Source organism: Rathayibacter sp. VKM Ac-2801, assembly GCF_009834245.1.
Taxonomy (GTDB): domain Bacteria; phylum Actinomycetota; class Actinomycetes; order Actinomycetales; family Microbacteriaceae; genus Rathayibacter.
In genome coordinates, this window is record NZ_CP047183.1 from 20,853 (window position 1) to 32,416 (window position 11,564).

The following is an 11,564-nucleotide window of genomic DNA, read 5'->3' on the forward strand; positions in this document are numbered from 1 at the left end:
AAATCGGGCACCGTCGGTCGACGCCGCACCCGCCGCGGGCTGCAGGGCGGGTCAGCCCGCGCAGTAGCCGAGCTGGACGGTCGAGCCCTGCGGGACATCGCCCGGAGCCAGGGACTGCGTCGTGATGGGCGGGTTCGCCCGGGTCGCGTCGCAGGTCTCGTCCGGGACCTCGACGCCGACCAGCTGCAGCTTCTCGGAGGCGAGGGTGGCCAGCGCGCTGCTGAGGGACGTCCCGACGAGGTCGGGAAGGGTGACCTGGCCGGAGGAGACGGTGAGGTCGACCGGCGTGCCCGGGGCGACCTGCTGTCCCGCTCCGGGGGAGGCGGAGAGCACGACGTCGCCCGGGACGGTCGGCGAGTTCTCGCGGGTCTGGGAGCCCTCGACGAAGCCGACGGAGGTGAGCGCGTCGATGGCCTCGGCGAGGCTCTGCCCGACGGTGTCCGGCACGGCGACGGGCTGCGGGCCCTGGGACACGACGATGCGGATGACCGTCTCGGGTGCGACGATCGTGCCCGAGCCCGGATCCGTGCGGATCACCTCGCCCTCGGGGACGGTCGAGCTGTACTCCGCGACCTGGCTCGGCACGAGGTCGAGCTCGGTCAGGGTCGACTGGGCGCTGTCGTAGGTGGTCTCGGTGAGGGTGGGGACCTCGCGCGACTGCGACGGGAGCGTCGACGCGGGCTGGAGCGTCAGCACCCAGATCACGAGCGCGGCGACGATCACGGCGAGCACGACGATCGAGGACCAGATCCAGAGGACCGGCGGGCGGCGCTGGGTGCGGACGATCGAGTTGTCCTCGGCCAGCTGGCGGAGGGCGAGCTCGGAGTCGTTCACCCCACCCTGGCTGCGGGCCGCGAAGAGCGAGGTGGTCAGCTCGTCGATCGGGCGGTGGTCGGGGAGGCGCCCGGCGGCGGCGTCGCGCAGGTCGTCGCGGAACTCCGCCGCACCCTGGAATCGCTCGTAGCGGTCCTTCGAGAGTGCGCGCGCGACGACCGCGTCGAGTGCCGGCGTGACGGCGGGGTTGATGGAGCTCGGCGCCGGCGGCGTCTCGCTGACGTGCTGGTAGGCGACGGCCACCGGGGTGTCGCCGCGGAAGGGCGCACGGCCGGTGAGGAGCTCGAAGAGCACGATGCCGGCGGAGTAGAGGTCGCTGCGGGCGTCGACCTGCTCGCCCTTCGCCTGCTCGGGGGAGAAGTAGGCCGCCGTGCCGAGGATCGCCGTGGTCTGCGCCACCGTCGCGGCGGAGTCGGAGACGGCGCGGGCGATCCCGAAGTCCATCACCTTCACCTGGCCCGACGGGGTCAGCATGATGTTGCCGGGCTTGATGTCGCGGTGGACGACGCCCGCGCGGTGCGAGTACTCGAGGGCGGTGAGGATGCCCTCCGTGATGCGGACGGCCTCGTCGACGTCGAGGGGGCCCTCGGCGATCAGGTCCTTGAGCAGGCGGCCCTCGATGTGCTCCATGACGATGAACGGCCGGCGCGACTCGGCGCCGTTGTCCTCGAGGGAGACCTCCTCGCCCGCGTCGAAGACCCGGACGATCGTGGGGTGCGACATGCGCGACGCGGATTGCGCCTCCTGGCGGAACCGCAGGCGGAAGGCGGAGTCGGAGGAGAGGGAGAGCTTCAGCTCCTTGATGGCGACGGTGCGGCCGAGCCGGGTGTCGGTGCCGAGGTACACCTCGGACATCCCGCCGCGGCCGAGCCGGGGCCCGACCTGGTACCGTCCCGCGATCAGGCGACCCTCATCCGTCACGCGCACGCTCCCGCCCTGTACTTCCGTGTGGTGCGGCCCCGAGGAGCCAGGGCAAGTGTACCTATGGGCTCCTGGTGTTCCGGGCGGGGGCGCGGCGCGACGGCGGCGAGGCGCCCGGCCGGAGCGGCGCCCGGCCGAGCGCCTCGCCGCTACTCGGCGGGGGTGGCCGACGCCGAGGGCTTCGACGTGGGGGTTGGCGCCGGGGTCGGAGCCGGCTCCTCGACTGTGACGGAGAGGGTGGGCGAGGCCGCCGACTCCGACTCGCCGCAGAGCACGGTGTAGGTGACGTCGATCGTGCCGGCCGTGGTGCCGGCCTGGATCGTCGCGGTCGTCGAGTTCGACGGGTTGGTGCTCGTCACGCTCGCGCCCTCGCCGGTCGCGGTCACCCGGTAACCGCTCACGGAGGTTCCGCTCGGGCACTGGTTGTAGTTGCTCCAGGTGACGTTGAACGTCGCGCCCGCCTCGACGCTGGAGGCGGCGGGGGTGACGGTCGGCACGGCGGTCGGGGCGTCCGGAGTCGCGACCTCGGTGAAGACGGAGACCTCGATGGTCGTGCCCTTCACCACGTTCGCGGTGGGGTTCACGTCCTCGACGAGTCCGACCTGCTCGGCGGTGGGGGCGCTCGGTCCGTCCGCGCGGCGGACGCCCATGCCGAGGGCCTCCAGCTCGGTCTCGACGTCGTCGAACGAGCGCCCGACGTAGTCGGCCTTGTCGATGACGACCGTGTTCGAGGTCGGCGTCGGCGTGGGGCTCGGGGTCTCGGACGGCGTCGGCGACGGGGCCGTGCTGGTCGTCGCGGTCGGGGAGGCGGCGGGGTCGCTGCTCCCGCCGGTCGTCAGGGCGAAGATCGTGCCCGCGATGACGACGGCGAGGATCACGATGAGGGCGATCAGCGGCCAGGTCCAGGGGCTGCGCTTGCGCGGCTCCTCGGCCGGCTCGAGCGGCTCCTCGACCGGCACGAACGGAGCGGCGGCCGCGGCCGCGGGCGCACCGGAGGGCAGCACCGTGGTCGCCTGGGTCGCGCCCTGGTTCGAGGGGAGGACCGTGGTCGCCTGCGTTGCGGGCAGGTCGCTGAGGACCGCGGGGACGGCCAGCGCTGCTCCGCGCACGTCGCCCGAGCGCAGCGCCTGGGCCGCCCGCGCGAGGTGCGCGGCGGTGGCGGGGCGGTCGGCCGGCTTCTTGGCGATGCAGGAGTAGACGAGGTTGCGCACCGGCTCGGCGACCGTGACCGGCAGCTCCGGCGGGGTGTCGTTGATCTGCGCCATCGCGATGGCGACCTGCGACTCGCCCGTGAAGGGACGGCGGCCGGCCAGGCACTCGTACGCGACGATGCCCAGCGAGTAGATGTCGGTGGCGGGGGAGGCGGGCTGGCCGCTCGCCTGCTCCGGGGACAGGTACTGGACGGTGCCCATGACCTGCCCGGTCGCCGTCAGCGGGACCTGGTCGGCGATGCGCGCGATGCCGAAGTCGGTGATCTTGACGCGGCCGTCCGGCGTGATGAGCAGGTTGCCCGGCTTCACGTCGCGGTGCACGAGGCCCGCGGCGTGCGCGGCGTGCAGGGCGAGCGCGGTCTGCGCGACGATGTCGAGGACCTTGTCGGTCGAGAGGACGCGCTCGCGCTCGAGGACGGTCGAGAGCGCCTCGCCCGGGACGAGCTCCATGACCAGGTAGGCCGAGCCGTCCTCCTCGCCGTAGTCGTAGACGTTGGCGATGCCCTCGTGGTTGACCAGCGCCGCGTGGCGGGCCTCGGCGCGGAAGCGCTCGAGGAAGCCGGGGTCTCCGAGGTACTCGTCCTTCAGGATCTTGATCGCGATGGTGCGGCCGATGACCAGATCGGTCGCCTGCCACACCTCTCCCATGCCGCCGATGGCGATCCGGGACTGCAGCTCGTAGCGTCCCCCGAAGGTGAGGCCTGTCGTGGGTCTCATTTGTTCAGCACCGCCTCTAGTACCTGTTGTCCGATGGGTGCGGCGATCAGGTTGCCGTACCCGGTCTGGCCGAGCCCTCCACCGTTCTCCACGAGCACGGTGATGGCGTACTGCGGGTCGTCCGCAGGCGCGAAGCCGGTGAACCAGAGGGTGTACGGGTCGTCCCCGCCGTTCTCGGCGGTACCGGTCTTACCGGCCACAGTGACGCCCCCTATTGTTGCATTCGTCGCCGCGCCGCCCTGGACGCTGGCGACCATCATCGCCTTGACGGCGTCCGCGGTCTGCGTGCTCACCGCCCGGCCGAGCGACTTCTCCTGGAACTGCTGCAGCACGCTGAGGTCCTGCGAGCGGATCGAGTCGACCAGGTTCGGCTGCATCACCTCGCCGCCGTTCGCGATCGCGGCGGAGACCATGGCGATCTGCAGCGGCGTCGCGCGCACCTCGTACTGCCCGAAGGCGGTGAGGGCCGTCTGGGCGTCGTCCGTCTTGGTCGGGTAGGTGCTCGCCTCGACCGACATCGGGATCTCGAGCTCGGTGTCGAAGCCGAACTTCTCGGCCTGCGAGCGGATCGCGTCCGCACCCAGCTGCACGCCCATCTCGGCCATCGGGACGTTGCAGGAGAGCGAGACGGCGGTGGCCAGCGTGACCGTGTCGCCGGAGCCGCAGAGACCGCCTCCGGAGTTGATCACCTGCGACGAGGAGCCGGGCAGCGTGTACGCCTCGACGTTGGGGAAGCTCGAGTCGGCGGTGAAGCGGCCGGACTCGAGGGCGGCCGAGGCCACGACGAGCTTGAAGACGGAGCCGGGCGGGTTGAGCGAGCCGCCGATGGCCCGGTTCACGAGGGGCTCGGAGGGGTCGTCGTTCAGCGCCCGGTAGGCGGCGAGGACGTCGTCGGTGTCATGGGAGGCGAGAGCAGTGGGGTCGAAGGTGGGCTTCGAGACCATCGCGAGGATGCGGCCGGTGGCCGGCTCCGTCACGACGACGGCCCCCGTGTAGTCGCCGAGCGCGTCGAAGGCGGCCTGCTGGGCGACAGGGTCGATCGAGAGCTCGACCGACGCCCCCTTCGGGTCCTGGCCCGTGACGAGGTTGTTGATCTCGTCGAAGAACTGCGAGTTCGAGGTGCCCGAGAGGTAGTCGTTGAGCGTGCGCTCGATGCCGGTGGTGCCCTGGTTCAGGGTGAAGTAGCCGGTCACGGCGGAGTAGAGCGGGCCGTCGGCGTACTGCCGCTGGAACTTGTACAGGTCGTCGGACGGCGTCGAGGAGGCGATCGGCTGACCGCCGGCGAGGATCGCGCCGCGCTCGGTCGAGAAGCTCTCGTAGAGGGTCCGCGTGTTGCGGCCGTCCTCGTCGAGGGAGTCGGCCTGGATCACCTGGATGGTGGTGGTGGAGAGGAAGAGGGCCACGAACATCGTCAGCACGACGAGGCTCACCCGTTTGAGTTCTCGGTTCATCGACGGATCACACCACCAGACGAGGCTGACTGCGGACTGTGTCGGACAGGCGCAGCAGCACCGCCACGATCATCCAGTTCGCCACGAGGGAGGAGCCGCCGGCGGCGAGGAACGGCGTGGTCAGGCCGGTCAGCGGGATGACGCGGGTGACGCCTCCGATGACGATGAAGCACTGCAGGGCGATCACGAACGAGAGGCCGACTCCCAGGAGGCGCCCGAAGTCGTCCTGCCCGGCGAAGCCGATGCGGAACCCGCGCGAGACCAGCAGAAGATAGAGGCCGAAGATCGCGAAGAGCCCGGCGAGGCCCAGCTCCTCGCCGAGGCTGGCGATGATGTAGTCGGACTGCGGGACCGGCGTGAGATCCGGCATCCCCTGGCCGAGGCCCGTGCCGAGCAGCCCGCCGTGCGCGAGGCCGAAGAGGCCCTGCACGAGCTGGTAGCTGCCGCCCGGATCCGCCCCGTAGCGCTCGGCGCTGAAGGGCTCGAGCCAGTTCGCGAAGCGGTTGCCCACGTAGTCGAGCGTCTGGCTCGCCAGGAGCGCGCCGCCGAGGAACAGGCCGACGCCGATGAGGACCCAGCTGGTGCGGCCGGTCGCGACGTAGAGCATGACCAGGAAGAGGCCGAAGTAGAGCAGCGCCGTGCCGAGATCGCGCTGGAAGACGATGACGCCCATCGTGACGGCCCAGACCACCAGGATCGGGCCGAGGTCGCGCAGGCGCGGGAAGCGCATCCCGAGGACGGTGCGGCCCACCATCGAGAGGGAGTCGCGGTTGCGCACGAGATAGCCGGCGAAGAAGACCGCGAGGGCGATCTTGGCGATCTCGCCGGGCTGGAAGCTCGCCACGTCGCCGATCCCGATCCACACCCGCGCCCCGCTGACCTCGCGGCCGATGAAGGGCAGGAGCGGCAGCAGGAGCAGCACGATCGCCGCGAAGCCGGCGACGTAGGTGTAGCGGAACAGCACGCGGTGGTTGCGGACGACCAGCAGCACCACGATCGCGGCCACGACGGCCAGGGCGCTCCAGAAGATCTGCCGCACCGCCACCGACTCCCAGCCGGTCGCGCCGTCGGCGATGTCGATCCGGTAGATCTCGGCGACGCCCAGCCCGTTCAGCACGGTGGCGATCGGGAGGAGGAAGGGATCGGCGGCCGGAGCCGCGAAGCGCAGCACGACGTGCACGGCGAGCACGAGGGCCGAGAGGCCCGCGCCCAGCGAGACCAGCGTGGTGTCGATCGAGCCGAGGGCGCCGAGCTGCACGAGCACGATCGCGCCGGCGTCGATCCCGCAGGCGAAGACCAGGAGCAGCAGCTCGAGGTTGCGCAGCTTCTGGCGGAAGAAGCCCTGCCGTTCGGCGGCGGGGCGGGCGGTGGCCGTGGCGGCGTCCGTCATGGTGCTCCGTTCGCGTCCGTGAGGCGCTCGACGATCTCGACCGCGCCGGCGTAGGAGTCGGCGCTGATCGTCTGCTCCAGCTGCTCGACGTCGTAGGCGCGGAGGGAGTCGAGCGGGATGCCCGTGTCCTCCTTCACCTCCGAGAGCGAGAGCGGGCCGACCGACTGCTGGATGCCCTGGTAGATGATCACGGTGTCCCCGTCGGTGCCGACGTAGAAGCGCGACTGCGTCCAGTCGTAGGCGAAGAGGATCCCGAGGAAGCCGATGATGAGCACGAGGGACAGGCCGACGAGCCACGTGATGCGGCGGCGCAGGTGCCGGCGGCGGTCCTCCTCGATCAGCTCGTCGAGGTAGTCCTCGGACGCGGGCTCGAAGTGGGTGGGGCCCTGCGCGGCGGGCGCCCGGGTGTGCAGGCGGAGGCCGGGGATCCGGACGCGGTTCTGCGAGTCGTCGGTGCTGAAGGGCGTGGGCGCGGCGGCGGATCCGACGATCACCGGCTCCTCCACGGGGGCGAGGATGCGCGCGGTGTCGCCGGCGCCCGGGATGTCGAGGACGACGACGGTGACGTTGTCGGGGGCGCCGTGGGAGAGGCTGTCGCGGATCAGGCGGTCGGCCACCTGCTGCGCGGTCTCGTCGCGGCTGAGCTCCTTGAGGATCTCGTCGTGCGGGACGACGCCGGAGAGGCCGTCGGAGCAGATCAGCCAGCGGTCGTGCGGCTCGGTCTCGAGCGTCAGCGTGTCGATCTCGGGGTTGGTGTGCACGTCGCCGAGGACCCGCATCAGGACGGAGCGGCGCGGGTGCGTCATCGCCTCCTCCTCCGTGATGCGGCCGGAGTCGACCAGGCGCTGCACGAAGGTGTGGTCCGTCGTGACCTGCTCGAGCCTGCCGTCGCGGAGGACGTAGATGCGGGAGTCGCCGATGTGCGCGATGGCCACCGACTCGCCGACGCGGGCGATCGCGCTGACGGTGGTGCCCATGCCGGTGAGCTCGGGGTGATCGACCACGGCGTCGGCCAGCAGGGTGTTGGCCGCCAGCAGGGTGCGCTTGAGCTCGTCCTCGGCCTCGTAGGTGGAGGCGTAGACGCGGTCGGCCTCCGCGATGCGCTTGATCGCGATGGAGGAGGCGACGTCGCCGCCCGCGTGGCCGCCCATGCCGTCGGCGACGACGAAGAGCTGCCGGCCCGCGTAGCCGGAGTCCTGATTGTTGGAGCGGATCCTGCCGACGTGCGAGACGGCGGCGCTCTCGCGCACCGCACCGTGGCCGGAGCCGCTCTCCGGAGTGGGGGCCACGCGCTACGACCGCCGCAGTTCGAAGGTGGTGGTGCCGACCTTCACGGGCGTGTCCAGCGGCACCTTGGTGGGTGCGCCGACGCGACGGCCGTCGAGGAAGGTGCCGTTGGTGGAGTCGAGGTCCTGGATCATCCACTCGTCGTTCCAGAGGAGCAGGCGCGCGTGGTGGGTCGAGGTGTAGTCGTCGCGGATGACCAGCGTCGACTCGGCGGAGCGGCCGATCGTCAGCGGGTCGCCGGTCAGCTCGAGCTCGGTGCCCCGCTTGGGGCCCGAGGTGATGACGAGGCGCTGCGCCGTGTGGACCGTGGCGGCGCCTCCCTGCTCGGCGCGCTCGGCGGCGGCCTCGCGGCTCCTCCGGGCCGAGGGGGCCGACGGGGAGACGGGCTGCGCGGGCGCGGGAGCCGGGGCGGCCGCGGCGACCACGGGCTGGGCCGCCGTCACGAACGGGGCCTCGGGCGACGCGGCCTGCGCGCCGGGCGGCAGCTTGCGCACGCGCTGCCCGAACAGGTCGGAGCGCAGCGCGTAGACGATGCCGAACACGAAGAACCACAGCAGCGCGAGGAACGCGATGCGCAGGAGGAAGAGAGTGAGCTCGCTCATAGCCGGTCGTCCCAGAATCCCTCGGAGCCGCGTCCGGCTGCCCTGCCGGACGACGGGCGGTCGGTGCGTGCGGGCGCGGAGCCCTGCACGACGCGGTAGACGATCGAGGTGCGCCCGATCGTGATGGTCTGCTCGGGGGCGAGGGGCGCCTGCGTGACGGGCCGGCCGTCGAGCTTGGAGCCGTTCGTGGACCCGAGGTCGTGCACCTGGGCGCGGGAGCCGTCCCAGAGGATCTCGACGTGCTTGCGGGAGGTGCCCGAGTCGTCGACGGTGATGTCGGCGTCGCTGCCGCGGCCGATGACGGTGCGGGCCTTGGTGATCGGGTGGCGCCGGCCGTCGATGTCGAGGACGGGCGTGTAGGCGACGGTGCCCTTCACACTGCGGGAGTCGACCTCGACCATGCCGTCGCTGAGCGCCGGGTCGACGGCGAGCGAGATGTCGATCGGGCCGGGGAAGCGGAAGCCCTGCTTGGTGGCGTGCTCGGTGGCGACCGTGGTGAGCTCGTCGATCAGCGTGGCGCCGAGGCGCTGCATCCGGTCGAGGTCGGTCGCGGACATCCGCAGGACGAGGCTGTTGGGGACGAGGATGCGGTCGCGGCTGACCACCGCGGCGGTGGTGTCGAGCTCCCGGCGGAGGGCGGAGGCGAGCTCGACCGGCTGCAGACCCGACTTGAAGGTCCGCGCGAACGCGCCGTTGACGACGCGCTCGAGTCCCTTCTCGAAGTTGTCCAGTATGCCCACAGTCTTCCGATCTTCCGGTTCTTCGCCTTCTCGGCGGTCGCGCACGGATCGAGATGTCTGCGCGCCCGTCGCCGCTTCCTCTTCTTGGTCTGCGCCGCGCACGGCTACGGGCATGTTACTGGGATGGTCTGGATGCGCGATCCTCCGCAGTGGTTTCGCGGCCGGAGGGCCGTGTGCGCGCTCTCTCCGCGGCGCCCCGGTCCCGGCTCCCGGGGGAGCGGCGGCCCGGGGCTGCGGGTGCCGGTTCGGCTCGGGGGCCGCGGGATGCTACGATTTCTCGTCGGCGCTTCGGTGCCGCTGGTGAGCGCGAGTGGCGGAATAGGCAGACGCGCACGGTTCAGGTCCGTGTGCCCGAAAGGGCGTGGGGGTTCAACTCCCCCCTCGCGCACCAGATGAAGAGCCCCCGATCGGATGTCCGGTCGGGGGCTTCTTCGTGTCGTGGGGCGGTCGCGCTGTTCTGGCCTGGCGGTGTCGGTGCGATTCGCAGGGGATCGACGCAGGGGAGCGCTCTCCTCCCGTCGATCGACCGAGGGAGACGCGGATCTCCTGCAGATCGCACCGGATGCCGCGGTCAGCGGCGGGTGAGCTCCACGACGGGGATCGTGCGGGTGGTGCGCTTCTCGTAGTCGAGGAAGCCGGCGGAGGCGGTGGTGAAGCGGGCCCAGCCGGCGTCGCGCTCGTCTCCGGTGAGGACGCGGGCCCGGACGTCGACGGTGCCGTCGTCGGGAGTCTCGATCGCCAGGTCCGGGTGCGCGACGAGGTTGTGGAACCAGGCGGGGTGCTTCGGCGCGCCCGCGGCGGACGCGGCGAGCAGCCAGACGTCGTCGGAGGGATGCAGCGCCATCAGCGGAGTCACGCGCTCCTCGCCCGAGCGGGCGCCGCGGTGGTGCACCAGCACGAGGCTCCTCCCGAAGCCGCCGGTGGTCACCGTCCCGCCGTTCGCGCGGAACTCCTCGATGATCGTGTCGTTCCAGTCGGCCATGCTCGTCCTCCTCGACGCGGTGCCGGCACTCGAGTACCGGGGTCAGGCGCGGGCGCCCAGGGCGTCCTCGCGACTGCTGCTCCCACCCGGCGGCTGAGCGCCACCGGTGACCGCGGCGGGATCCGCCAGCGCCCGCCGCCAGGGTAGCTCCGCGGCGCCGACGAGTTCCAGCCTCGAGCGCAGAGCCGCCCGCTCGATCCGCACGCCGCGTGCGAGGTCGCTCAGGGCGCGGGCGGAGACCCGAGCCGCGAGGCGCTCGCGGTCGACGGTGAGCAGCGAGCCGAGGAAGCCGCCGAGCACGACCGCGGTGGGGTTGAAGAGGTTGATGTAGGTGGACAGGCCCTCCGAGAGCAGGTCGACCTGGCGGGCGACCTCGCCCAGGACGGCGGGGTCGCGGGAGGTGCCCAGGGCGATGTCGAGCTCGTCCTGGTCGAGGACGCGGGCGCCGAGGACGTCGAGGAGGGAGCGCATCCGCACCTCGGCCTCGAGGCAGCCGCGCCGCCCGCAGCCGCAGAGGCGGCCGTCCGTGGCGACGAGGGTGTGGCCGAGCTCGGCCGCGAACCCCGAGGAGCCCTGGAGCGGGACGCCGCCGATGATGACTCCTCCGCCGATGCCGCCGGCGCCGCCGGTGACGTAGACGACATCGGCGACGCCGTGCGCCGCTCCGAAGAGGGATTCGCCGATGGCGCCGAGAGTCGCGTCGTTGCCGACCGACACCGGCAGGTCGAGGGCGCGGCTCAGCTGGGTGGTGAGGTCGACGTCGCGCCAGCCCAGGTGCGGGGCGCGGTGGACGAAGCCGGAGTCGGCCTGCACGAGGCCGGGGACGGCGACGCCCGCGCCGACGAGCGTGCGCAGCGACTCCCGCTCGGAGCGGAAGCCCTCGACGATGCCGGTGACGACGCGGACCACGGTGGCGGGGCTCGCCGGCTTCGGTGTGTCGAAGCGGACGCGGCGCAGCAGCTCGCCGTTCAGGCCGACCAGGCCGACGATGATCGCGTCGGTGTCGAGGTGGACGCCCACGGCCGCGAACCGGTCGCCGGGGACGACGGTGGCGCTGGGGCGGCCGATGCGGCCGTCGGGCGCGGTGGTCTCCTCCGCGACCCAGCCGAGCTCGCTCAGCTCGCCGACGAGGTTCGCGACGGCGGAGCGGTTCAGTCCGGTGAGGCGGCCGAGCTCGGCGCGGCTGGTGGGCCCGGAGCGGTGCACCAGCGTCGCGAGGCTCGCCAGGTTCGTGCGGCGCAGCAGCGCGTTGCTGGAGGCTCCGACTGCTCCTGCCATGATCGCCTGCCTGTCGCTGGACCCGGACGGGTCTCGGATGCACTCGGGCGCGGCTCCCCCGAGGAGAAGCCGCGCCCGAGAACTGTAGAAGAAAGGACTGGAAGCGCCGTCCGCCCCCACCCCCCAGTGCGCTCAGCGTCCGAGAGCCGCG

At 72.0% G+C, this 11,564-nt stretch carries 9 protein-coding genes and 1 tRNA gene; 1 reads left to right on the plus strand and 9 read right to left on the minus strand.

Translation table 11 applies throughout. The features are described from left to right. Positions 1 to 51: 51 nt before the first annotated feature. The 7 genes from pknB to GSU45_RS00140 form a co-directional block, all read right to left on the minus strand. Positions 52 to 1,755 (minus strand): Stk1 family PASTA domain-containing Ser/Thr kinase, encoded by a 1,704-nt coding sequence (gene pknB / locus GSU45_RS00110; RefSeq protein ID WP_159911660.1) that lies wholly within the window; start codon positions 1,753 to 1,755, stop codon positions 52 to 54. Between the two features lie 149 nt (positions 1,756 to 1,904). Beyond that, positions 1,905 to 3,683, minus strand: coding sequence for a serine/threonine-protein kinase (locus tag GSU45_RS00115; protein WP_159911662.1), 1,779 nt, complete (start codon positions 3,681 to 3,683; stop codon positions 1,905 to 1,907). Then, positions 3,680 to 5,134 (minus strand): penicillin-binding transpeptidase domain-containing protein, encoded by a 1,455-nt coding sequence (locus GSU45_RS00120; RefSeq protein WP_159911664.1) that lies wholly within the window; start codon positions 5,132 to 5,134, stop codon positions 3,680 to 3,682. Before GSU45_RS00120 ends, GSU45_RS00115 begins: the two co-directional genes overlap by 4 nt. A 7-nt stretch (positions 5,135 to 5,141) precedes the next feature. After that, on the minus strand, positions 5,142 to 6,524 hold the full coding sequence (locus GSU45_RS00125; RefSeq protein WP_159911666.1) for an FtsW/RodA/SpoVE family cell cycle protein: 1,383 nt from the start codon (positions 6,522 to 6,524) through the stop codon (positions 5,142 to 5,144). Beyond that, complete coding sequence (locus GSU45_RS00130) at positions 6,521 to 7,813, minus strand: Stp1/IreP family PP2C-type Ser/Thr phosphatase (RefSeq protein ID WP_244248155.1); 1,293 nt, start codon at positions 7,811 to 7,813, stop codon at positions 6,521 to 6,523. Before GSU45_RS00130 ends, GSU45_RS00125 begins: the two co-directional genes overlap by 4 nt. A 3-nt stretch (positions 7,814 to 7,816) precedes the next feature. Then, positions 7,817 to 8,413: an FHA domain-containing protein gene (locus GSU45_RS00135; RefSeq protein ID WP_159911668.1), complete on the minus strand. Its 597-nt coding sequence runs from the start codon at positions 8,411 to 8,413 to the stop codon at positions 7,817 to 7,819. Further along, positions 8,410 to 9,153, minus strand: a complete 744-nt coding sequence (locus GSU45_RS00140; protein WP_104222658.1) for a DUF3662 and FHA domain-containing protein — start codon at positions 9,151 to 9,153, stop codon at positions 8,410 to 8,412. Before GSU45_RS00140 ends, GSU45_RS00135 begins: the two co-directional genes overlap by 4 nt. A 304-nt stretch (positions 9,154 to 9,457) precedes the next feature. On the opposite strand from GSU45_RS00140, the gene GSU45_RS00145 reads away from it, so the two are divergent. Beyond that, positions 9,458 to 9,544: transfer RNA gene (locus GSU45_RS00145), tRNA-Leu, on the plus strand. Between the two features lie 180 nt (positions 9,545 to 9,724). Here GSU45_RS00145 and GSU45_RS00150 read toward each other — a convergent pair. Both GSU45_RS00150 and GSU45_RS00155 read right to left on the minus strand, forming a co-directional pair. Beyond that, entirely contained in the window at positions 9,725 to 10,135 is a 411-nt protein-coding gene (locus GSU45_RS00150; protein ID WP_159911677.1) for a nitroreductase/quinone reductase family protein, read from the minus strand. 42 nt (positions 10,136 to 10,177) lie between these two features. Then, complete coding sequence (locus GSU45_RS00155) at positions 10,178 to 11,413, minus strand: ROK family protein (protein WP_159911679.1); 1,236 nt, start codon at positions 11,411 to 11,413, stop codon at positions 10,178 to 10,180. Positions 11,414 to 11,564 lie beyond the last annotated feature (151 nt).